This is a genomic window from Desulfomicrobium orale DSM 12838 (assembly GCF_001553625.1).
GTDB classification, from domain to species: domain Bacteria; phylum Desulfobacterota; class Desulfovibrionia; order Desulfovibrionales; family Desulfomicrobiaceae; genus Desulfomicrobium; species Desulfomicrobium orale.
On sequence record NZ_CP014230.1, the window covers coordinates 20,115 to 42,820 of the forward strand.

Below are 22,706 nucleotides of genomic sequence, written 5' to 3' on the forward strand. Positions count from 1 at the left end.
CTCCCCCGCCGGACCTCCATTCTGAAGACGGCGGGGGCGTCTTGCAAATCCGTCCTGCGGATACTACAGGATTATGGTGCCAAAACGGCATCGGGTGCAAGTTTCCGCCGTACATCCGCCCCATGAATCTTCCTCCGGGCTCAACAGGAATACGGCTCTCCAAGTAACTGTCCTCAAGAGCGCCGGAGCGTCCCATGACACATTTCCGCAAATACTGGTCGTCCCTCGCACGCTGGCAAAAGGGGCTGGCCGTCGCGGCTCTTCTGCTCGTCCTGTACGCCCTGGCCGGATTTTTCCTTCTGCCCCGCGCCATTCATTACGTCCTGACGGAAAAGGTCTCGCATGTCCTGCAGCGGCGGATCGACGTAGGCGAAGTGCGCTGCAATCCATTTGCCTTGACCGTGGATGTCGCGGACTTCGCTCTGGCCGGGAAGGACAGCGATGAAAAATTCGTGTCCTTCGACGGCCTGCACGCCGATCTGGAACTCTCCTCCCTGTTCAGGCTGGCCGTGGTGCTCCATGACGTTCGGCTCCATGGTCCGCGTCTGCACATCCGCCTGGACGAAAACGGGAAAAGCAATTTCGAAGATCTGATCACCTCCGAATCGCCGGAAAAAAAGGACAGCCCGAACATTTTTCCCGTCATCGCCAAACCTTTCGAACTCCAGAACGGCACGGTGATTTTCGAGGACAAAGCCAGGGGCGTCACCCACACCGTGGACGAGGTTCTCTTCCATCTGCCCCACTTCTCCTCGCGCAAAAAAGACTGGGAAGTGTTCATGAGTCCCGTCCTGTCTTTCCGGCTGAACGGCGCGCCCTTTCACCTGCAGGGCCAGACCATTCCCTTCCACAATACGCTGAAGACCGAATTCAACCTGGAACTCACAGACCTCTCGCTGCCCAAATACTGGGCCTACGTTCCGGTTTCGAAGAAACTCGCCCTGTCGAAAGGCTCTTTGACCCTGGAAAACAAGCTGGCCTTCGAGCAGCACGAGGGGAAGCTGCCCACCTTTTCCATCCAGGGAAGCGTCACGGGCCGGGACATCGAAATGACCGGCGGCGGACAGACGGTCTTCACGGCGGAGCGGATGCAGGTGATCATGGACGACCTTTCCATCCTGAATCTGAATGTCGGCCTGAAATCCGTCAGTCTGGACAAACCGTTTCTCCGTGTCACGCGAGGAAAGAACGGAGCCGTGAACTGGGCGGAATACTTCACACCGCCCAAATCTTCCCCGGCGGCCTGCAAGACCTCCGCCACAGCCCGGACAAACTCCACGCTCCAAGGCAACTCCACTGCACAGAACTCTACGCTCCAGGCCAATGGTACGAGCCAACCCAACTCCACGGCCCAGACCGATGACACACAGATGAATGCCACGGCCCGGACAGCCGGACCGGGCACAAACCCGGACAAAAACGCCACCACGACCGGACCCGCCCGGGCTGAAAGCCCCGAGGGCATGACCCGGCTGCTGCTGCGTATCCCGAGTCTGAGCATAAACGGCGGCCGCATCCAGTTTCTCGACGAAACCACGAAAACGCCCTTTTCCCGTGAAGCAAGCGGCCTGACCCTGACAGTAAAAGATCTGAGCACGGCAGAAAACGCCACGGCCGAAGCCATCCTGAGCCTGCACACCAACGCCCGGGAATCCATCTCCGCCAACGCCACGTTTTCCATCGTGCCGATGCGCTTCCGGGCGCATATCGCGGCGAGGGACCTGGATATCCCGTCCTGCGCGCCCTATTTTCAGGACGCCCTGCCGCTGCGTCTGGATTCCGCCAAAACCGACGCCCGGTTTTCGGTGGTCATGGACGGCCCGGAGGCGAAGCCGCGTCTGGAAAACGGCCGGATCGAAGTCCGCGAGCTGAAACTGGGCGTGCCCGAAGCTCCTGACGCGGTGACGGTCAAACGCGCCGTTCTGGACGCCATCGCCGTCGATCCGAAGGCCCGGAGCATCCGCACGGGCGTGCTGGCCGTGGACGAACCGAAAATCATCACCAGCGCGGACAGAAACGGGCACTCCATCCTCATGCGCCGTCTTGCTTCCGGCGACACGCCGCAACAGGAAGTGCCGCCTTCCGCCGAGCCCGCTCCGGCCTGGACCATGCAACTGGGCGGCGTGAACGTGACCGGCGCGGCAATACGCGTTCAGGACAAAACGCCCGGAGAACCGGTGCGGCTGAACAAATTTCAGGTGGAGGCCATTGCCGTGGACACGGGCAAGCGGACGGCCGCCATCCGGAAAGCGGCCCTGACTTTCGGCCTGGATGTGCGGATGCTCGAAAACGGCGAGGTGGATCTGGCCCGTCTTTTCTCTCCGGCCCCGGACAGCGGAAAAAACCGGGCCCGGAGCAGTGGAAAACCCCAGCCCGGCGGACCTGCCTGGAACGCCCGGCTGGAACAATTCCTCGTCGCGGACAGCCAGTTCCGGCTGATCGACGAAACCCTGGCCGCGCCTCTCGATCTGTCCGTGGACCAGATATCCCTCGACGCCAAAAAGCTGTCCACGGATCTGGCCGCCGCCATCCCCTTCACTTTTTCCTGCCGGGTAGAGGAAACAGGCTCCATCAATGCTGAGGGCGACCTTGCGCCCTCTCCTCTGGCATCGAAAGGAAACCTGCGGCTCTCCCGCCTGCCCCTGGCTCTCGCCGCACCGCACGTTGCCGGTGTGGCCGCCGTGGACATCCCGTCCGGCTGGCTGGACGGACGGCTGGACTGGCGCGTTACGCCCAAAGGCGCGGGCGAGATCAGCGGCGCGTTGCATGCCGGCGATCTGCGCGTGACCGAAAGACGCTCCAAAACCGAAATCGGCGGGCTCAAGGCTCTGGAACTTCAGAACGTACAGGCCAGTCTTTCGCCCCTGTCCATTTCCGTGGACCAGGTTCTGCTGGTGGAGCCGCGCGGCAGTCTGGTTATCGACGCGGATGGCAACAGCACCATAAGCCGCATCATGCCGGACAAGGACAAGACCGCCGGAAAAGACAAACCCGCCGCGTCAGAGGAAAAATCCGGCCGGAAAATATCTCTGGACATCAAGACCCTGGCCGTACGGAAGGGCAGACTGTCCTTCAGAGACAAGAGCCTGTCCCCGCAGTTCGCCTCGACCATCACGCCCATAGACATGACCGCGACAGGTATTTCTCTCGATCCGGCCCGGCAGGTGCAGATCGATCTGTCCGCCATGATCGACGGCTCCGCACCCATCACCGCCAAAGGCTGGGTGGCGCCGCTCAAGAACCCGGTGGAGGCCAACAGCACCGTCACTCTGCGGAATCTGGATCTGGTCGGTCTGTCGCCCTATTCCTCCAAGTTCATCGCCTATCCGGTGACCAAAGGGCAGCTGGACTGGGACATGAAGGTCAACACGCAGGCCAGTAAGCTGACCATGGGCAACGCCATCACCGCGCGGCAGCTGCAACTCGGCGACAAGGTGAAATCCCCGGACGCCGTGGACGCTCCGGTCAAGCTCGGCCTTTCACTGCTGCGCGACATGTCCGGCAACATCGTCATCACCCTGCCCGTGCGGGGCGATCTGAACGATCCGAAATTCAGCATCGGCGGCATCGTGGCCCAGGCGTTTCTGGGGCTCATCCTCAAGGCCGTGACTTCGCCCTTCAGCCTGCTGGGCAGCCTGATCCCCGAAGGCACCCCGGACCTGAGCCATCTGCAATTCCCCGCCGGTGTTTCCACGCCCGGCCCGGAAACCATGACCGCTCTGCAGACCCTGGCCGATGTGCTGGGGAAACGCCCGGCCATGAACATTTCCGTCACGGGTCAGGCCGACCCGGACGCGGACAGGCGGGCGATGTTCGAGCTGCAATTCCTGCGCAAGCTCCAAGTGATCAAATACGCCGATCTGTCCCGGCGGGAGCGGGAAGAGACCACGCCGGAACAGCTGGAAATCACGGCGGAGGAATATCCGGATCTGCTCTGGCAGGCCTACAAGGACGAGCCTGTGGAGAAGGAGAAAAACGCTCTGGGCATCCACCGGGAAGTGCCGCGCGAGGTGCAGGAGGAAAAACTCCGGGAACTGATCCGCGTCACCGACGACGATCTGGTCCGCCTAGCCGCGAGCCGCGCGGAGTTCATCAGAAACTATCTGGTGGGAGAACTGAAAGTGGACCCGAACAGGGTCTTTCTGGGCCCGACCGGCCCCAAGGCCCTGTCAGGGAAACATGAAGTGACGGTGGAAATCAAACAGTAAAGGGCGAAGAAAAACGCGAAGGCCCGCATCCTGACCCGGCCGCCTCTCACCGCTCCAGAACAACCACTGCCACGGCACTTTCCCGGCCGTGGGAGAGAGACAGATGCGCGCGAACCGCCCCGATCTCGCGCAAGCGCTCCAGTGCCGCGCCGTGAAACACAAGCCCCGGCTTGCCCAGAGAATCGGAACGCACCTCTATCTCGCAAGGAGAAATGCCATCCCGGAATCCCGTGCCCAATGCCTTGACGGCAGCCTCTTTCACCGCGAAACGGGAGGCCAGAAAGGCGGCGGGCTCCCCGGGCAGGCGCTCCAGCTCGGCCGGGGCCAGGATTCTTTCCGCGAACTTCCCGCCAAAACGCCGGAACGTCCGGGCGATGCGCTCCAGTTCCACAATATCCACTCCGAGTCCGACGATCATATGTCCGCTCCTGATGGGATTCCCCGCACCGACGGTCCATGCCGCCTCGTGGCAGGCCCGCCGGGATTTCCGCACCTGAAAACCGATAACGGAAAAATACCATGCTCAGTGAAAAATTTCTGAATGAATTCGAGGAGTATCTGAAATCCGGCCGTCTGGAAGAAGACTACGCCTGTTCCGCCGAAGACCGGAAGGTGGAAATCCTGGAATATCTGGAACGCTTCATGGATCTGGCCGAAGAGGCGGACCGGGCGGCCACCCGCCTGCTCATGCCCGGCCTGTCAGCCGTCCCGCCGGACAAATAGCCAGAAAAAACGCACCTTGCCCGCCACGGCGTATTCCCGCGTTTTCTCCAGGGCGTAGCCCGAAAATCCGGCATCGGGACGGGGCGCATTGGACATGATCAGCACCCGTCCGTCCGGAGCGAGGTACTCCCGCACATCGGCGAGCAGCTCCCGCCACGGCCTGAACGCGCGGCTGACGACAAGCCCGGCCTTCCTGCGGGCAGGAGGCAGATCCTCCATGCGCACGGGAAGCACGAAGGTGTCCGGAAGCCGCAGCACGGCCAGGGCCTGTTCCATGAAAATGGACCGCTTCCTCCGGGGCTCCACCAGAAAATACCGCCCCGATTTCCAGAATACGCGCAGCGGGATGCCCGGCAATCCAGCCCCGGCTCCCAGATCGAGAATCTCCCCGGGCTGCGGGGCAAGCTCCGTCAGCAGATCGGCCAGAAACCACGAATCCTGAATCAGGGTCTCCAGAATTTCCAGCCCCGACGCGGGGCCCACCAAGTTCATGCGCCGGTTCCACCTGACCAGCATGTCCAAATAGACCGCGAGCAGCCGGGCCTCTTCGGCGGACAGGTTCCGGCCCAGCGCCGCGGAACGGGCGGCGGTTTCCGCGGCATCCGGCGCATGACTCATGGAGGCGCGTTCTGCTGCGGGCCGGGGGATTTTTCCTTTACCTGCGGAAATGCTGCCGCTACAAGCAGCGAAGTTTTTTCGGGAGGCGGTATGCACGGTACGCAAAGCATCGTTTTTCCCGGCCAGGGTTCACAGGAAACCCACATGGGCCGGGATTTGGCGGAACACTGGTCCGACGCCATGGATCTATGGAAAAAGGCGGAGCGGATCAGCGGCCTGCCTCTGCGGGAAATATACTGGAGCCAGGACGAGGCGGCCATGGCCGAGACCCGGAACCTGCAACCGGCTCTGACCGTTGTCAACATGAACCTGTGGTGTTTCCTGGCCTCCAGACTCCGGCCTGGAGCCGTGGCCGGACACAGTCTGGGCGAGTACGCCGCGTTGTTCGCGGCGGGTGTTCTGTCCATGGAGGAAGTCCTTAATCTGGTCTGCCTGCGCGGCAGACTCATGGATGCGTGCAGCCAGGACGGTCAGATGGCCGCCGTACTCAAGCTGGACGAAACCCAGGTGCAGACCCTGGTCAACGAGGCGGCGGGCCTGACCGGTCAGGAAATCCGCATCGCCAATTTCAACACGCCCGCCCAGTTCACCATCAGCGGGCATGCCCAGGCCGTGGATCATGTCCGCGCCGGAGCCAAGGCCCTCAAAGGCCGGACCGTGCTCCTGCCCGTGTGCAACGCCTTTCACTCGCCCTACATGGCCGAGGCCGAGGCCGAACTGGCCGGCTACATGAACCGCATGGACTGGCGCGATCCCGCCATCCCCGTTTATCTGAACGTCACCGCCCGGCCCGAACCGGACGGATCGTCCGTGCGCGAAATCATGAAAAAGCAGATGACCTCTTCGGTGCTCTGGACCCAAACCATCCTGCACCAGTATGAGGACGGCCTGCGCGCCTTTGTGGAGCTGGGGCCCAAAGGCGCCCTGGCCCGCATGATCACGGTCATCCTCAAGGACAAAGACGGTGTGACCGCCATGGATATCGGCACGCTGGAACAGGCGGCCCGGTTGGAGTCCCTCGCATGAAAGCCAGAACCTACATCCTTGAAAAACTGACCGCCCTCATGGCCGGGCACGGTCTTGGGCTCCCGCCCAAAACCACTGTGGAACCGCCCAAAAACGAGCAGCACGGCGACATCGCCACCAATGTGGCCATGGTCATGCCCCGCGAAAAGGGAGAAAACCCACGCGCCCTGGCCGAAAGCATCAAGGCGGAGCTTGCACCCGTCTGTCCCGAACTGGAGCGCATCGACATCGCCGGACCCGGCTTCATCAATTTCACTTTCACAGACACCTTCTGGCAGAGCGTGGCTCTGGACGCCCTGACCCAGGGCCGGGATTTCGGCCGCGTGAATGTGGGGCAGGGCCGCCGGGTACAGGTGGAGTACGTCTCGGCCAATCCCACCGGGCCCCTGCACATCGGACATGGCCGGGGCGCGGCCATCGGCGACAGCCTGACCCGTGTGCTGCGCTTCACCGGACACGAGGTGGAAACCGAATACTACCTGAACGACGCCGGGCGCCAGATGCGCCTGCTGGGTCTGGCCGTGTGGGTGCGCTACCAGCAGGCCTGCGGCCGGCAGGTGGAATTTCCCGAAGACTGCTACCGGGGCGACTACATCAAGGACATCTCCGCCCGTCTGCGGGCCGAACACGGAGAAGCCCTGCTCGACCTGCCTGAAGCCGAAGCCATCGATCTCTGTTACGAGCGCGGCATGCGGGACATTCTGGACGGCATCAGGGCCGATCTGGCCGCATTCCGGGTCGAGCACCAGCACTGGTTTTCAGAAAAAAGCCTGGTGGACGCCGGACAGGTGGAAGCCACACTGGACCGTCTGCTCCGGGAAGGACTGGCCTACGAGAAAGACGGCGCGCTGTGGTTCAGATCCACGGACTACGGCGACGACAAAAACCGGGTGCTGCGCAAATCCAACGGGCTGCTGACCTATTTCGCCTCGGACATCGCCTACCACGACAACAAGATCGCGCGCGGATTCGACCTGATGGTGGACATCTGGGGCGCGGACCATCACGGCTATGTGCCCCGGATGAAAGCCGCCATGGAAGCCCTGGGCCGGGACCGGGAATCCCTGCAGGTCATTCTGGTGCAGCTGGTCAATCTGATTCAGGGCGGCGAGCAGGTGGCCATGTCCACCCGCGCCGGAAAATTCGAAACCCTGGCCGACGTCTGCGCCGAAGTGGGCGCGGATGCCGCCCGGTTCATCTTCCTGTCCCGCAAGAGCGACTCCCATCTGGACTTCGATCTGGACGCGGTCAAACGGCAGTCCATGGACAACCCGGTCTATTATGTACAGTACGCCCACGCCCGCATCCGCTCCCTCCTGCGCAAGGCCGAAGAGCAAAACGTGGAACTGCCCGAACCGTCCGCGGCCCGCATGGAATGCCTCGACACCGCGGAGGACAAGGCGCTGCTCAAAAGCCTGGACGGATTCGCCGACGCGGTGGAACTGGCCGCGCGAACCCTCTCGCCGCACCATATCAGCTTCTACCTGATGGATCTGGCCGGTCTTCTGCACCGCTACTACACCGTACACCACATCCTTTCCGTCGACGACCGGGATCTGCTCCAGGCCCGCCTGCTGCTCTTCTCGGCTGTGGCCGAAGTGATCGGACGCGGGCTCGATTTACTGGGCGTCACGGCCCCGGACCGCATGTAGCCATGAGCACACGTCTTCCACGCACGAACAAAAAGGAAAAATCCGGGCTCAGCTTCCAGCTGAGCCTTTCCGGTTTTCTGTTTCTGGCGGTTCTGGTCGTCATCGGCATGGCCTGGTCCTTCATTCTGGGCGTCATGGTCGGCCGTGGACATCAGCCCGAGCAGGTGGCCAAGAGCGTGATGCGCGAGGTCCTCCCGGAGGAGTTTCCCCTGCTGACCGAGAAGAATGAGGAAGTGCTGAAGGCCGAGGAACTGGAATTCTTCGACAAACTCAAACAGGACCCCGCTGCGCCCGGGACGGGCAAGCCGACCCAGGCCAAAGCTGCGCCCGCCAAGTCCGGAACCAAACCGGAAGTAAAGCCCGCGGCCCAGAGCGACTCCAAGGAAGAAATTTTCGTCTTCAATTATCAGGTAGCTGCTCTGGCTTCCATGGAACAGGCCCAGGCCATCCGGAAACAGCTGGAAGGCAGCTTCAAGACTTCCGTGATCACGGCCAGACACGAGGGCAAAACCTGGTACAGAGTGTATGTCCACCATCAGGGCACTGTCGAATCGGCCAAGGCTCTCCGGGAAAAACTCAAGAAAGCCGGACAGAACAACATTCTGCTGCGTTCGCGCACGCCACTGTAAGGGAAAACCCAGGATCCGGGGGTGTTTTTTCTTCGGGCCGGTTCGGGAAATGGAATCTCCGGAACCGGCCCGGCCGCATGCAGGCCCTTCCCGCCACATAGAAGATTATACCCGCCTCCGCGACAAACCCGTCCAACCGGCATGAGGAAGATGCATGCTCGATGAATTTTTCGATCTCGGACCGCGCCAGGGAAAAAACATTCTGGTGCTGCCCGTGCCCTACGAGGGTACCGTCAGCTTCGGCACAGGGACCCGTCTGGGTCCCGAGGCCATGTTCCGGGCCAGTGTCCAAGTAGAGTCCTACGATCCGGAGCTGGATCTGGATCTGGCCGACCTGGCCCGCTTCACGCCCCTGCCCGCCGTGCATCCGCCCGCCGGAGGACCCGAGGCCATGCACCGCCGACTGGCCGAAGTTCTGCACGGGCTCGACGCCGCCAACGATTTTCTGCTGACTCTGGGCGGCGACCACTCCATCCCCCTGCCCGTCTTTGAATTCTACCGGCAGGCCCGGCCGGACATGGTCATCCTGCATGTGGACGCCCATGCCGACCTGCGCTCCTCCTACGAAGACAGCCCCCTGTCCCACGCCTGTATCATGGCCAGGGCCAGGGAGCTGGGCATCCCTCTGTTCCAGATGGGAATCCGTTCCATATGCCGCGAGCAGCAGGACTTCATGCGCGCTCAAAACCCGGCCGGGCTGCGGACCCTCTTCGCCTGGGAACTGCCCGAACCGAAGGAGGCGGCGGCCATGCTTCGGAAATTCACGGGCGACCGTCCCCTTTACATTTCTTTCGACGTGGACGGCATGGACCCCTCCGTCATCCCCGGCACGGGAACGCCCGAGCCCGGCGGCATTTCCTACTGGTGGATGGCAGCTTTCTGGAAGGAGCTGTGGCAGGGCGGCGGCCCGGAACTGATCGGCATGGATGTGTGTGAGCTGGCGCCCATCCACGGCTCCCAGGTTTCGGAGACCGCCGCCGTGAAAATCATCCAGCGCGTGCTCACCGCCTGGCTCGGCCTGTCCGGAAAATGAATGATCTGCTGACCCTGCGCGTCGAAAAACTGCTGTGGCGGGGACGCGGACTGGCCCGGCTGGACTCCGGCAAGGCCGTCATGATCGAACCCGGTGTACTGCCCGGAGAAAGCATCGCTGCCCGTGTTCTGGCGGACCACAAGGATTACACGCGCGCCGAGTCCGTGGAAATACTTGCGCCCTCGGCCCTGCGCCGCCCTCACCCCTGCCCCCATGCAGGGGATTGCGGCGGTTCCCGCTTCGGCGTTCTGGAGCCCGAAGCCAGCGCCCGGATCAAGGAGGACATGCTGCGGGACACGGCGAGCCGGTCCCTTGAGCCAGATGTTCTCGCGGGTTTGCGCGTCATTCCCGCTCCCAGAGGATGGCGTTACCGCTGGCGCGGGCAGATTCATGTCCGCAACGGCCGGCCGCACACCATGGGGCACGCCAGTAACGACCTCGCGCCCCTGACCGATTGCCATCTGCTGAGCCCGCCCCTGGCCGCCGACATGGAAAATCTCGCGCGTTCGCTGCCCGACGGACGCTTCACCATTGCGGCCAGTCCGGCCACGGAAGAGACCTTCACCGAGAGAGGCCGCGGCGGACTTATACTGCCCATACCGGATTTCGATCTAGATCTGCGGGTGCCGCCCGGCACGTTCTTTCAGGCCAACTGGGAACTGAACCAGACGCTGATCCGCGAAGTCGTGGCCGCTCTGGATGGATTCGGACGCGTCGCCGATCTCTTTTCCGGTGCGGGGAACTTCGCCCTGCCCCTGGCCCGCCGGGGGAAGACCGTGCTGGCCGTGGAAGGCTCCTCTGCCGCCGCGCGCTGCGGCGCAGACAACGCCCGCCGTCTGGGCCTTGCCCAGGCCGAATTTCGCGGCGCGAATCTGGCCCGTCCGGCGTCGTGGGAGCCGGTCCGGCATTTCTTGCCCCAGGCCGCCGTGCTGGACCCGCCCCGTGCCGGAGCCAAAGACATCGGCGCGGCCCTCATGTCCATCTCCAGTCTGCGACGGCTAGTCTGGGTATCCTGCGACGTGGTCAACACCCTCCGCGACGCCCGGCCGCTCTTGCGGGCCGGCTGGCGAATTTCAGACCTGGTCCTGCTGGATATGTTTCCCGGCACCTGGCACATGGAAGTGCTCATGGTTCTGGACCGGCCGGATGCATAGGCACTCGAAAGCGGGGCTATATTCAATGTGTTTTGGACAGTCTCGCCATGAGATTCCAGTCCAGAAACACATGTCATGCCCACAGACGGCATGATTTCCCCGATGTTGTCCGATCAAAATTCCGTTCGCTCCTCCTCTCCGAAAAGCACTATCCGCCTGCGTTACTCACAATAACTGCCTCACGGGATTCAACATCGTGAGAATGCCATCCAAATCCGATTGCGGCTTTATCCCTGCCTCTGGTAAACTGCGCCATGTCCGAAACTGATCCAGGCCCCGCCCGGAAGCCGCACCGCCCGAAACGCTGGTTTCGCATCCCGCTCAAGGTTCTGACGGTTGCAGCCATTTTTTTACTGGCGGCCCACGCCGCCCTGCCCTGGCTGGCTCAAACCCTGCTCACGCCGATGGTACGCGACGCATTGCAGGCACCAGCCCTCGAAGCCGACATCCGCCGCCTGAGCCTGACCGGCATGGATATGGGTGTGGTCAGTCTCGGACCGGATTCCGGGCTGCGTATCGCCGCCGTCCATACGGACTGGACCCTGTCCGGCCTGCTGCGAAAGCGTCTGGACTCCGTGCATATTCTGGGACTGGAGGCTGAACTGCGCGAAACCGCCTCCGGCTGGGAACTGCCCGGCCTGTCTGTCTCTCCGGCGAAGGAAGACTCTTCCGCGCCGGAACTTCCGCACATCGATACCATTTCCGCAGATGGCCGGGTCAGCCTGAACGGCCGGGCGTTGCGTCTGGAAGCGCCCTTTGCCGTGAACGGCACGCTGTGCGGCCCGAAACGCATGACGCTGGACGTGCAAACCGCTCTGGCCGGACAGGATATTCTGTTCTCCCTCGACGCCTCGCCCGAAACCAGATCCTTCCGCCTGTCCGGCGCCATACCCGGTGCGTCCGTGGCCGCGCTGTCCAGTCTTGTGCCCGGACAGCTCCCGCTCCTTGACGGTGTGCTCAGCGCCCAGGCCGGCATCGCTCCTTCCGGCGGCAACGCCAGCCTGACCTTAAACTCCATCCAGACGCTGGTTGCGGGCCGCCATCTGATTCAGGAGAACGCCACGACTCTCCATGCCCGATGGGATGGCCGCGAAGTGACGGCCCGGAGCGCACCCCTGCGCCTGAGCCAGCCCTGGCCCGTGGAAATCGAAATTCATGACCTGCGCTTCCGGCCGGATACCGGTCGTGCGGGCTGCGGCTGGCGCGTCCTGCTGGACCGGCTCCCGGAAGCGGGCCTGACAGACCCCGTCCGCGTGGACGGCAGCCTTGACGTCGCCCACGAAAACGCCGCTCTGAAGGCCGACCTGTCGGCCAACCTGCACGCCGTGCGGTTCAGTCCGAGCCGGGACGTCAACGTGATACTGGAACCGGGAATACTGAATGGCACCGCATTCATTGGAAATGAAGACAGTCGCGTGGAAGGCGTGTTCCGTCCCGGCCCGCTGCGGCTGTCCCGGAAATCGGCCACAGCAACCCTCAGCGGACTTGTGTTCAGTACCAACGCCTCCCTGAAAGGCCATGGCGGCAGCGGCCGCCTCGATTTTTCCGGCGGGCGGCTGGACGGAAAACAGGAAAGCGCCTCCTTTTCCGTCAATCCCGTGTCGGGGAACCTGCGTTTTGACAGTGACGGAACCCTGCGTGGAGAGATCAGCGCCAGGGCACGCTTCAAAGACAAAGGCGTATCCGGCCAGGCGGACATGCGTCTGCCCCTGGCTTGGCCCGCTCCCGCCGGAGAATCCGGCCACGTGAATTGCAATCTGAACTGGAAAGGCAAGGAGTTGGCCAGAATTTCCACACACCTGAAGCAGAACTCACGCGGGCTGGAGCTGGACGGTACCGTCTCCGTGACGCCCGTGAACCTCCGCGCGGTCATCAGAGGCCAGGCCGATTTCATGGATCCCGCGGCTTCGTGGACGGAGCTCAAGGCCGGTCAGAATATCACCCTTCCCGGGAATCTGGCCCGCATAAACCCGGCCCTGGGTGCCATCACCGGAACGGCCCGGCTGGACGCCACGGCGCGGATCGACCTGAGCCAGGGCGCGCCCCGGCTTCCAGCCAGCCTCAAGCTGACCAGGGCGTCCATGCGCCATGACCAGACCAAAATCGTACTGGACGGCGGACAGGTGTCCCTGTCTTTTGCCAATGCGCTGGAGCTGCGCTCGGACCCGGAACAGCGCCTGACCTTTGACCGTCTGCAACTGGGCGGCGTGAACCTGGAAAAAGGCGATATCCGTTTCCAGATGGAAGGCCCGCACAGCTTTCTGGTGGAGGGCTGCGCCCTGCACTGGGCCGGGGGACGCGTGGGCACGCACGCCTTCCGGATCAATCCCTCCGTGGAAGACTACCGGGTGGAACTCTACTGCGACCGGGTGCAACTGGCCCAGGCCCTGGAGCAGTTCGGCATGACCCAGGTGCGGGGCGGCGGCACGGCCAACGGGCGCATTCCTCTGCACTACGCCGGGGGATTACTGAGCTTCGACGACGGCTTTCTGTATTCTACACCGGGCGAAAAAGGCGTGCTGAGCATTCAGGGCACGGAAATCCTGACGGCAGGCGTGCCCCCGGACTCTCCACAGTACGCCCAGCTCGACCTGGCCGCCGAAGCCCTCAAGGATTTCTCCTACGAGTGGGCGAAAATCCGCATGAACACCCAGGATCGTGAACTGATCGTATCCCTCGAACTGGACGGCAAACCGGCCAAGCCCCTGCCCTTCGTCTATAACCGCGATGTGGGCGGCTTTGCCCGCGTGTCGGCCTCGTCGCCGGGCTCGTCTTTTCAGGGCATCCGTCTCGACGCGAATTTCCGCTTGCCGCTGGATCAACTCATGGAGTACCGTAACATTTTGGAATTGATGAAAAAAGGAGGCTGATGTGCGCGTTCTCTTCGTCCCTCTGGCCGCCATTTTGCTCGCGCAAGGCGCCTGCAGCACCCGTCACGAGGTGCAGATGGCTCCGGTGGAAGTCAAACCCATCCATATCACCATCGATGTCAATGTCCGGGTACAGAAGGATCTGGACGACTTCTTCGGCGACATCGACCAAGCCAAGCAAAAGCTGAACAAGGAGTGATCATGCGACTCGTCATACGCATTCCCGCTCTGTTGGCCTTCGCGGCCGTCCTGCTCATGGCCCAGAGCCTGTGGGCCGACCCCATCAAAGACCGGATGATGGCCCGCCTGCCAGTTATCAATGATCTCAAGACCAAAGGCGTGGTGGGCGAAAACAATCAGGGCTTTCTGGAGTTCCGCACAGGGGACCGCGCCCAGGCCGCCGTCATCGATGCCGAGAATCAGGACCGCCGGGCCGTGTACGAAGCCATTGCCGCGCGCCAGAACACCACGCCGGAATTCGTGGGCCAAGCCCGCGCCGCACAGATCGCATCCAGAGAACCCGCCGGAACCTGGATTCAGGACAGCGGCGGCACATGGTCCCGGAAATAGCTGTAACAACCGCCGGGTGAGTAAGAGCCCCCGGCGGCATAGCTATTTCACTGTTCCATGATAAATACGATGACGTTGGAAGCGTCCAGAAGAAGGACACCGAGCACGGGGCCTATGCCTACAGCTATGACAAGCTGGACCGGCTCATCCGCTCCGACAACCCCGTCCTGACGGATGAAAGTTTTACCTATGACCAAGTGTGGGGAACAGGCTATCCTCAGCGGATGTGTCCAGCGGCTGGCGCAAAATGACTTCTATTATTCACCGGCCTTTTTCTTCCAGTCTGCGAGGAATGCATCGATCCCTTTGTCTGTCAGCGGGTGGGCGGCCAGTTGCATCAGAATCTTGTACGGCACAGTGGCGATATGCGCTCCAGCCAGAGCCGCGTCGAGCACATGCATGGGGCTGCGGATGCTGGCCGCGATAATCCGCGTTTCCAGCCCGTAGTTCCTGTATATGGTCAGAATCTGGCGCACCAGATCCATACCGTTCTGGCCCGCGTCGTCCAGGCGGCCTACAAATGGGCTGACATACGTCGCTCCGGCTTTAGCGGCGAGCAGAGCCTGGGCCGCGGAAAAGACCAGGGTCACGTTGGTGTCGATGTGCATGGCTTTCAGGGCGCGCACGGCCTTCATGCCATCCAGGGTCATGGGGATCTTGACCACCACATCAGGGCCGAATTCCACCAGTTCGCGCGCTTCACGGATCATGCCCTCGGCGTCCAGGGCGATGACTTCCAGACTGACCGGACCGGGCGCCAGGGCGCAGATTTCTCTGGCCCGCTCGCGCCAGTCTCCACTTTCCCTGGCCATCAGGGACGGATTGGTGGTTACGCCATCCACCAGACCCATTTTCTGAGCCTCGCGGATTTCCTCCAGATTCGCCGTGTCGATGAAAAACTGCATGGTTCCCTCCCGGTCAGGATTGAAGCTCTTTCAGATATTTGTCCCGGCACTCGTAACTGCAGAAACAGCGCACCTCGCCGCCATCCTTGATCCGGATGTCCGAATCTCTGGATACATAGGTTCCGCAGACAGGGTCTTTGACCAGCACGCCTTCCTTGGCCATGGCCTCGTTCCGGGCCGTCCGGACCTGGGCTTTCTTCTTTCTGTCGTTCATGAAGAGCTTGTACAGAAGGTAACAGGCCGCCGCGAAAATGAAAAACTTGAGCATGTGCACTCCTAGGCGTCAGATTCTTCCTGACGGATGGCGTCGCCGTTTACGGAATAGACGAGCCCGGACAGCCAGTCGGCGGGCGTCCGGCCGGAAATCAGGATGTCCGGGGCCAGATGCATGAGCGGCACCAGCACAAAGGCCCGCCCGCACATGCGCGGATGCGGAATTTCCAGCGTGTCCGAACTCCAGCGGATGTCCCCCAGCAGCAGGATGTCCAGATCTATGGTTCTGGGCCCCCACTTCAGCTCCCGCACGCGCCCGAGCCGCGCTTCGATTCCGGCCAGGGTGGCCAGCAGAGCCTCCGGCCCCAGAGCCGTCCGGATGCGGGCCACGCAGTTGCTGAACCACGCTTGGCCGCGCAGCCCCTGGGGCTCGGTGCGGAAAACGGGGGAAACGTCTTCCACCTCCGTATGCTCCGCGCCGTTCAGGGCGTCCAGAGCCCGGCGCAGGTACGCTCCGGGGTCCCCCATATTGGAGCCGAGGCCGATGTATCCCGTCCGGAAAAGGGGCTCGCACATGGGAGGGGACTACCTATTTCACCTTGTGCAGACAAGGGGCGAAGATGTACCCTGCCCGGCATGCAGGAAGACATCGACCGCTATCTCGAACATCTCACCGTCATCCGCGGGCTGGCCGAGAAGACCGTGGAAGCCTATGGCTCGGACCTGTTTTTCTTCCGGGATTTTCTGCTGGAACACTCCGGCTCTCTGGAAAGCGTGGATGAGCATGTCCTCTTTCTCTATCTGGTGCATCTGCGCCGCAAGGGCCTCGGGAACGCGTCCGTCGCCCGGACCGTCTCCAGCCTGCGCGGGTTTTTCGATTACCTCCTGCGCGAGGGCCGCCTCGCCGCCAGTCCGGCCGCCCTTCTAGACAGCCCGAAACTCCTGCGCAGACTGCCTAGTGTGCTGAGCCGGGAAGAGATTCTGGCCATGCTGGACCGGCCTCTCAAGGGCGAACGCCTGGGCTTCAGAGACCGGACCATGCTGGAACTCCTCTACGCCTGCGGCCTGCGCGTGTCTGAACTGACGGGGCTCGACCTGTCCGATTTCGACGCGCAGGCGGGGCTGCTGCGCATTCTGGGCAAAGGCAGTAAGGAGCGGCTCGTCCCCGTACACGACTCGGCCGTCTCCCTGCTGCTGGATTATATCCGGCACTGGCGGCCCCTCTTCAGTCCCAAATGCGGCGCGGTTTTCCTGAACCGCTCGGGCCGCGCCCTGAGCCGGCAGGGCGTGTGGAAGCTGATCCGGCGCTACGCGCTTGAGGCAGGCATCACACGCGCGGTTTCCCCCCACACCCTGCGCCATTCCTTCGCCACACATCTGCTCGAAGGCGGTGCCGACCTGCGCACGGTCCAGATTCTGCTCGGACACAGCGACATCATGGCCACGGAAATATACACCCACGTGCAATCCGCGCGCATGCTCGGCCTGCACCGCACCTTCCATCCCCGCGCGTGAACCATGTCCGACACCGTCATCACCTGCCACGCCAACGCGGATTTCGACGCCCTGGCCGCCATGATCGCCGCCGGAAAGCTGTATCCCGGCGCGGCCATGATCTTTCCGGGCACTCAGGACGGCTCCCTCAAGGACTATTTCATCCAGAGCGTCATGTATCTCTTCGACTTCAAGAACCTGAAGGATCTGGACACGAAGGAAATACGCCGCCTGGTCATCGTCGACACCCGGAACAGATCCCGGCTGGAGCATGTGGACGCCCTCTTTTCCCTGCCGGGGCTTTCCATCCATCTCTTCGACCACCACCCGCCCACGGAGGACTCCATTTCCGCCGATGTGGAATACTGCGAGATCTGGGGCTCCACCACCGCCATCATGGTCTCCCGCCTGCGGGAGCTGTCCCTGTCCGTGACGCCCGACGAGGCCACCATCATGGGCCTTGGCATCTTCGAGGACACCGGGGGCTTCACCTTCAACTCCACCACGGAGCACGATTTCGAGGCCGCGGCCTGGCTCAAGACCCAGGGCATGGAGCTGGAAACCATCCGTGAAATCATGAACCGGGAGCTGTCCGCCGAACAGGTGGCCATTCTTTCGCAGCTCATCGAGACCGCCGCCACGCACTCCATCAGCGGCATCAGCGTGGTGGTGACCGAAGTGGATCTGGACGCCTACGTCGGAGATTTCGCCCTGCTCATCCACAAACTGATGGATATGGAAAACATGCGCGTCCTCTTCGCCATCGGGCGCATGGGCAACAGAATCCAGCTCGTGGCCCGCAGCAGGGCTCCGGAAGTGGACGTGAGCGTCATCTGCGCTTCCTTCGGCGGAGGCGGACACGCCTACGCGGCCTCGGCCTCCATCAAGGACCGCACCATTTCCCAGGTGAAGGACGAGCTTTTCGCCCTGCTCTACTCCCACATCAATCCGCAGATGGTGGTCCGCAAGTTCATGTCTTCGCCGGTGGTCCGCATCCAGGCCGGACAGACCGTGGCCCAGGCCGCCGAGGTGATGATCCGCTACGGCCTGAAAGCCCTGCCCGTCATGGAGTACGGGGAGCAGGTCTGCGGCATCATCGAGAACAGCGTGGCGGAAAAGGCCGTGGGGCACGGGCTGGGAGCGGAACGGGTGGCCGAATACATGCAGGAGGATTTTTCCACCGTCACCGAAGACGAGGACCTGTACCGGATCATGGAGATCATCCTGGGGGAGCGGCAGCGGCTGGTGCCGGTGCTGCGCGGGCAGGAGATGGTCGGAGTCATCACCCGCACGGATCTGATCAACCTGCTGGTGCAGGAACCCGCCCGCTTTCCGGACTCCCTGTTTCCGGGCAAGCGGCAGGAGAAGAACATCCAGCACCTGCTGCGGGAGCGTCTGCCCGCGGACATGCTGGAACTGCTCCGGCTGGCGGGCCGCACCGGCCGGGAAATGGGTATGGATGTCTACGCCGTGGGCGGCTTTGTGCGGGATATGCTGCTGGGCATTCCCAACGACGACATCGATCTGGTGGTGGAAGGCGACGGCGTGGCCTTCGCCCAGACCCTGGGCGAGCGTCTGGGAGCCCGCATCCGGCCGCATCTGAAATTCCGCACGGCCGTTCTCATTCTGCCTTCCGGCCAGAAGGTCGACGTGGCCACGGCCCGCCTGGAGTACTATGAGTACCCGGCCGCCCTGCCCGTGGTGGAGCTGTCTTCCCTGAAAATGGACCTGTACCGCCGGGATTTCTCCATCAACACTCTGGCCGTGCACCTGAGCCCGGCCCACTTCGGGCGGCTGGTGGATTTCTTCGGCGGGCAGCAGGACCTGAAGGACGGCGTGATCCGCGCTCTGCATTCCCTGTCCTTCGTGGAAGACCCCACCCGCATCATCCGGGCCATCCGCTTCGAGGGCCGCTTCCAGTTCCGAATCGGCGCTCAGACCGAGAGGCTCATCAAAAACGCCGTGCGCCTGAACATTTTCCAGCGTCTGTCCGGCGCACGCATCCGGCACGAGCTGCGCTTGCTGGCCGAGGACGCGGCCCCGGTGGCCGGTCTGGTCCGCATGCGCGATCTGGGCCTGCTTCAGGCCATCCACCCGCTACTGCACTTCCCGCCCAGCAAGGAACGGCTGCTGGAGGAAATCGAGCGCGTGGTGACGTGGTACCGGCTGCTGTACCGGGAAGAGGCTCCGGACGTATGGATCGTCTATTTTCTGGGCCTGGTTTCGGGATTCGACGCGACCAGCGTGGACCTGCTGACCAGCCGCCTGCAATTCGTCCCCAGGCGGACGGAACTGGTGGAAAGCACGCGCAGGCAGCTGCGATTCATGGCCATGCAGCTGGCCCAGTGGGGGCGGACGAACGGCTCTTCGGCGGAACTTTACGACATTCTCTCTCCAGTCCCCCTGGAGGGCCTGCTCTACGCCATGGCCAAGCAGCGCAAGCAGGAGCTCAAGAAAGCCATTTCCCGTTTTCTGACCACCCTTCAGGACGTGCACGTGGCCATTTCCGGCGCGGACATCAAGGCCATGGGCGTGGCTCCCGGACCGAGTTTTTCGATCATCCTGGAGGCCGTGAAGCGGGCCGTCCTGAATGGCCGGGTCAAAACCCGCGAGGAGCAGCTGGAGCACGCGGCCCGGGTGATCCGTTCCCTGGGAGAGCGGCCCGTTTCTTGACCTGGCGGCCCCGATTCTTTAACCGTTTCGGGCTTTACGGCCCTGTAACTCTCTGACCTGGAGGACGTATGCGCGCTCGCTTCATCGTTGTTCTGGCGTTTTTCTGTTGTCTGTCCGGAACCGCCCTGGCCAAGGACGTGGTGTTCGCGGTGGACGCCACGTATCCGCCCATGGAAATGCTCGACGCCGACAAGAATGTCGTGGGTTTCGCGCCCGAACTGGTCATGGCCATCGGCAAGGCGGCGGGCTTTACTCCCATTCTCAAGAACACGGCCTGGGACGGTATTTTCGCCGGTCTGGCCGCCGGCAGGTACGACGCCATCTGCTCCTCCGTGTCCATCACCGAAGACCGCAGCAAGAACATGGACTTCGCGGACCCCTATTTCGACGTCAAACAGGGGGTCATCATGCCCAAAGGCTCGGCCATTTCCTCGGCGGACGACCTGAAGGACAAGACCGTCGGCTCCCAGATGGGCACCACCGGCTATTTCATGGCCAAGAAAATCGCCGGAAAAATGGCCAGATCTTATGACGAAATCGGGCTGGCCGTGGAGGACCTCTACAACGGCCGCATCGACGCCGTCATCGCCGATGACGCCGTAGCCTCCAACTACGCCCTCCAGCACAAGGAATACTCCAAGAAGCTGGCCCTGGTTCACCTCATCGCCCCGGAAAAGCCGGAATATCTGGGCATCGCCGTGAAAAAGGGCGACGACGCCACCCGCCAGCTGATCAACGAAGGACTGAAAAAAGTCCGGGAAAGCGGCGAATACGACGCCATCTACGCCAAGTGGTTCGGCACACGCTAACGGTCACCGGCCGGAGCCCCCGCTCCGGCTTTTTTCATTTTCCCCCCTTCGCGGGAAAAGACGCCGGTCTCGGCACGCAACTCCGTCAGGAAAGGCCATGACCCAGAAATATTCACAGAAGGAAATCCATATCGGCGACGGCGCGGCCATCCCGCGCAGGAAGGACGCCGGACTGTTCAACGCCTGGTGGCTCACGTTTTTCGGAGCCGTCGGAACCATCATCTATCTGTGCGTGGCCGAACCCGACCCTTACTGGCGCATCCTCCAGTTTCTGCCCGACGGAGTGCTGGTCACCTTTCAGGTCACGATCCTGTCCATCCTGTTCTCTCTGGTGCTGGGGCTCGTCACGGGACTTGGGCGGCTGTCCCGGAACAGACTCGTCAATCTCGCCGCTTCCACCTATGTGGAAATCATCCGCGGCATTCCCTTGCTGGTGCAGCTTTTCTACATCTACTACGCTCTGGGCCGCATCCAGATTTTCCAGAACCTGCCGCCTCTGGCCGCGGCCGTGGTGGCCATGGGCATCTGTTACGGCGCCTACATGGGCGAGGTCTTCCGGGCGGGCATCGAATCCATCGACAAGGGGCAGGCCGAGGCGGCCAGATCCCTCGGCTTCAGCCGCGCCCAGACCATGCTGCTGGTCGTTCTGCCCCAGGCCTGGCGGACCATCCTGCCGCCCGTGGGCAACGAATTCATCGCCCTGCTGAAAGACAGCTCCCTGGTGTCCATCCTGGCCGTGTCGGACCTGCTGCGGCGCGGCCGCGAATTTGCCGGCGAATCCTTCCTGTACTTCGAGGCCTACACCATGGTGGCGCTGGTCTATCTGGTCATCACGCTCTTTCTGTCCAAGGCCGTGAGCAAAATGGAGCAGAGGTTGAATTACTATGAACGGGACTAGGCCCATCATTGAAATTTCCAATGTCTACAAGTTCTACGGCCAGCTTCAGGCCCTGCACGACGTGACGCTGACCGTAAACGCCGGGGAGAAGGTGGTCATCATCGGGCCGAGCGGCTCGGGCAAGTCCACCCTGCTGCGCTCCATCAACCGCCTGGAAACCATCGACAGCGGCAGCATCGTGGTGGACGGCCAGGATATCTACGCCCACGGCAGCGACATCAATGTCATCCGCCAGGAGCTGGGCATGGTCTTCCAGAGCTTCAACCTGTTTCCGCACAAGACCGTGCTGGGCAACCTGACCATGGCCCCCATGAAGCTCAAGAAGGTGCCGGAGATGGAGGCGAGGAAAAGAGCCCTGGGGCTTCTGGACAAGGTCGGCATCCGGGACAAGGCCGAAGTCTACCCGTCCATGCTCTCGGGCGGCCAGCAGCAGCGGGTGGCCATCGCCCGGGCTCTGGCCATGAACCCGAAAATCATGCTGTTCGACGAACCCACGTCCGCCCTGGACCCGGAAATGATCGGCGAGGTGCTCGACGTCATGGTCACGCTGGCCCGCGAAGGCATGACCATGGTCGTGGTCACCCACGAGATGGGCTTTGCCCGCGAAGTGGCCGACCGCATCGTGTTCATGGATCACGGGCAGATTGTGGAAGCCGGAACGCCGGAGCATTTCTTCGCCAATCCGGAGCAGGACCGCACCCGGAAATTTCTGAGCCAAATCCTGTAGACACGCCATGAAAAATCTCCACGCACCCTGGCGCATCCAGTACATTCTCGGCCCCAAGCCGGACACATGCGTGTTCTGCCTGCCGGAACACACGGAAGAAGACGAGAAACGGCGCATTCTGCTCCGGGCCCGGCACTGCTTCGTCGTCATGAACATCTACCCGTACAGCAGCGGACACCTCATGGTCACCCCCTACCGGCACGTGCAGGACATCACCGAACTGAGCGCGGAAGAAAGCCACGAAATCATGGACTATGTACAAAAGAGCGCTTTTGTCCTACGGGAGGCATTCAGACCACAGGGCATCAATGTCGGCATCAACCTCGGCGAGGCAGCCGGAGCCGGAATCAGGGAGCATCTGCACGTGCACCTCGTGCCGCGCTGGAATGGAGACCATTCTTTCATGCCGGTCATGTCCGGAACCGGCGTGCTTCCGGAATGCCTGAGTTCGACATACGAACGCCTAAAGCCTTTTTTCGACAATCTTCAACGGTAGAGGTGAGA

At 62.5% G+C, this 22,706-nt stretch carries 21 protein-coding genes; 16 read left to right on the plus strand and 5 right to left on the minus strand.

Annotated elements, in window-relative coordinates:
- Positions 1 to 194: 194 nt before the first annotated feature.
- Positions 195 to 4,208, plus strand: a complete 4,014-nt coding sequence (locus tag AXF15_RS00135) for a DUF748 domain-containing protein (protein WP_066601569.1) — start codon at positions 195 to 197, stop codon at positions 4,206 to 4,208.
- Between the two features lie 46 nt (positions 4,209 to 4,254).
- Here the strand turns inward: AXF15_RS00135 and AXF15_RS00140 are convergent, their stop codons facing one another.
- Entirely contained in the window at positions 4,255 to 4,626 is a 372-nt protein-coding gene (locus AXF15_RS00140) for a holo-[acyl-carrier-protein] synthase (RefSeq protein WP_066601572.1), read from the minus strand.
- A gap of 101 nt (positions 4,627 to 4,727) precedes the next feature.
- Between AXF15_RS00140 and AXF15_RS00145 the strand changes: the two genes are divergently transcribed.
- Positions 4,728 to 4,931 carry a hypothetical protein gene (locus AXF15_RS00145; RefSeq protein ID WP_066601575.1) on the plus strand — a complete coding sequence of 68 codons (204 nt, stop codon included), beginning with the start codon at positions 4,728 to 4,730 and terminating at the stop codon, positions 4,929 to 4,931.
- On the opposite strand, the gene AXF15_RS00150 is transcribed toward AXF15_RS00145, so the two are convergent.
- Positions 4,908 to 5,549, minus strand: a complete 642-nt coding sequence (locus AXF15_RS00150) for a 16S rRNA (guanine(527)-N(7))-methyltransferase RsmG (RefSeq protein ID WP_066601577.1) — start codon at positions 5,547 to 5,549, stop codon at positions 4,908 to 4,910. The two genes, AXF15_RS00145 and AXF15_RS00150, sit on opposite strands and share 24 nt — an antisense overlap.
- Positions 5,550 to 5,639: 90 nt before the next feature.
- On the opposite strand from AXF15_RS00150, the gene AXF15_RS00155 reads away from it, so the two are divergent.
- The 8 genes from AXF15_RS00155 to AXF15_RS00190 all read left to right on the plus strand — a co-directional run bounded on the left by AXF15_RS00155 (position 5,640) and on the right by AXF15_RS00190 (position 14,483).
- Positions 5,640 to 6,575 carry an ACP S-malonyltransferase gene (locus AXF15_RS00155; RefSeq protein WP_066601578.1) on the plus strand — a complete coding sequence of 312 codons (936 nt, stop codon included), beginning with the start codon at positions 5,640 to 5,642 and terminating at the stop codon, positions 6,573 to 6,575.
- Entirely contained in the window at positions 6,572 to 8,227 is a 1,656-nt protein-coding gene (argS, locus tag AXF15_RS00160; protein WP_066601580.1) for an arginine--tRNA ligase, read from the plus strand. The genes AXF15_RS00155 and argS overlap by 4 nt, the downstream gene beginning before the upstream one ends.
- 2 nt (positions 8,228 to 8,229) lie before the next feature.
- The gene (locus AXF15_RS00165) at positions 8,230 to 8,856 is read left to right on the plus strand and encodes an SPOR domain-containing protein (RefSeq protein WP_066601582.1); all 627 of its coding nucleotides are present in this window, start codon (positions 8,230 to 8,232) and stop codon (positions 8,854 to 8,856) included.
- Positions 8,857 to 9,010: 154 nt separating this feature from the next.
- Complete coding sequence (gene speB / locus AXF15_RS00170; RefSeq protein ID WP_066601583.1) at positions 9,011 to 9,889, plus strand: agmatinase; 879 nt, start codon at positions 9,011 to 9,013, stop codon at positions 9,887 to 9,889.
- Positions 9,886 to 11,043: a class I SAM-dependent RNA methyltransferase gene (locus tag AXF15_RS00175; protein ID WP_066601586.1), complete on the plus strand. Its 1,158-nt coding sequence runs from the start codon at positions 9,886 to 9,888 to the stop codon at positions 11,041 to 11,043. The genes speB and AXF15_RS00175 overlap by 4 nt, the downstream gene beginning before the upstream one ends.
- A gap of 254 nt (positions 11,044 to 11,297) precedes the next feature.
- Positions 11,298 to 13,913 (plus strand): intermembrane phospholipid transport protein YdbH family protein, encoded by a 2,616-nt coding sequence (locus AXF15_RS00180; RefSeq protein WP_066601588.1) that lies wholly within the window; start codon positions 11,298 to 11,300, stop codon positions 13,911 to 13,913.
- A 1-nt stretch (position 13,914) separates the two neighbouring features.
- Positions 13,915 to 14,112, plus strand: a complete 198-nt coding sequence (locus AXF15_RS00185) for a hypothetical protein (RefSeq protein ID WP_066601591.1) — start codon at positions 13,915 to 13,917, stop codon at positions 14,110 to 14,112.
- Between the two features lie 2 nt (positions 14,113 to 14,114).
- Entirely contained in the window at positions 14,115 to 14,483 is a 369-nt protein-coding gene (locus AXF15_RS00190; protein WP_066601594.1) for a YdbL family probable chaperone protein, read from the plus strand.
- A gap of 257 nt (positions 14,484 to 14,740) precedes the next feature.
- Here AXF15_RS00190 and fsa read toward each other — a convergent pair whose 3' ends face one another.
- From fsa to folK, 3 genes are read right to left on the minus strand one after another with little or no spacing between them, the layout of a single operon-like run.
- A complete protein-coding gene (gene fsa / locus AXF15_RS00195) occupies positions 14,741 to 15,388 on the minus strand; it encodes a fructose-6-phosphate aldolase (RefSeq protein ID WP_066601599.1) in 648 nt (215 codons plus the stop codon).
- A 13-nt stretch (positions 15,389 to 15,401) separates the two neighbouring features.
- Positions 15,402 to 15,656: a transcriptional regulator gene (locus AXF15_RS00200; RefSeq protein ID WP_066601602.1), complete on the minus strand. Its 255-nt coding sequence runs from the start codon at positions 15,654 to 15,656 to the stop codon at positions 15,402 to 15,404.
- A gap of 8 nt (positions 15,657 to 15,664) precedes the next feature.
- On the minus strand, positions 15,665 to 16,177 hold the full coding sequence (gene folK, locus AXF15_RS00205) for a 2-amino-4-hydroxy-6-hydroxymethyldihydropteridine diphosphokinase (RefSeq protein WP_066601604.1): 513 nt from the start codon (positions 16,175 to 16,177) through the stop codon (positions 15,665 to 15,667).
- A 60-nt stretch (positions 16,178 to 16,237) separates the two neighbouring features.
- Between folK and xerD the strand changes: the two genes are divergently transcribed.
- The 6 genes from xerD (at position 16,238) to AXF15_RS00235 (ending at position 22,698) form a co-directional block, all read left to right on the plus strand.
- Positions 16,238 to 17,116: a site-specific tyrosine recombinase XerD gene (gene xerD, locus AXF15_RS00210; RefSeq protein WP_066601608.1), complete on the plus strand. Its 879-nt coding sequence runs from the start codon at positions 16,238 to 16,240 to the stop codon at positions 17,114 to 17,116.
- Between the two features lie 3 nt (positions 17,117 to 17,119).
- Positions 17,120 to 19,768, plus strand: coding sequence for a CBS domain-containing protein (locus AXF15_RS00215; protein ID WP_066601614.1), 2,649 nt, complete (start codon positions 17,120 to 17,122; stop codon positions 19,766 to 19,768).
- 68 nt (positions 19,769 to 19,836) lie between these two features.
- Positions 19,837 to 20,577: a basic amino acid ABC transporter substrate-binding protein gene (locus AXF15_RS00220; protein WP_066601616.1), complete on the plus strand. Its 741-nt coding sequence runs from the start codon at positions 19,837 to 19,839 to the stop codon at positions 20,575 to 20,577.
- Positions 20,578 to 20,674: 97 nt separating this feature from the next.
- Positions 20,675 to 21,475, plus strand: a complete 801-nt coding sequence (locus tag AXF15_RS00225; RefSeq protein WP_066601618.1) for an amino acid ABC transporter permease — start codon at positions 20,675 to 20,677, stop codon at positions 21,473 to 21,475.
- Entirely contained in the window at positions 21,462 to 22,202 is a 741-nt protein-coding gene (locus AXF15_RS00230; RefSeq protein WP_066601621.1) for an amino acid ABC transporter ATP-binding protein, read from the plus strand. Before AXF15_RS00225 ends, AXF15_RS00230 begins: the two co-directional genes overlap by 14 nt.
- Positions 22,203 to 22,209: 7 nt before the next feature.
- A complete protein-coding gene (locus AXF15_RS00235) occupies positions 22,210 to 22,698 on the plus strand; it encodes an HIT family protein (protein ID WP_066601623.1) in 489 nt (162 codons plus the stop codon).
- The last annotated feature ends 8 nt before the right edge of the window (positions 22,699 to 22,706 follow it).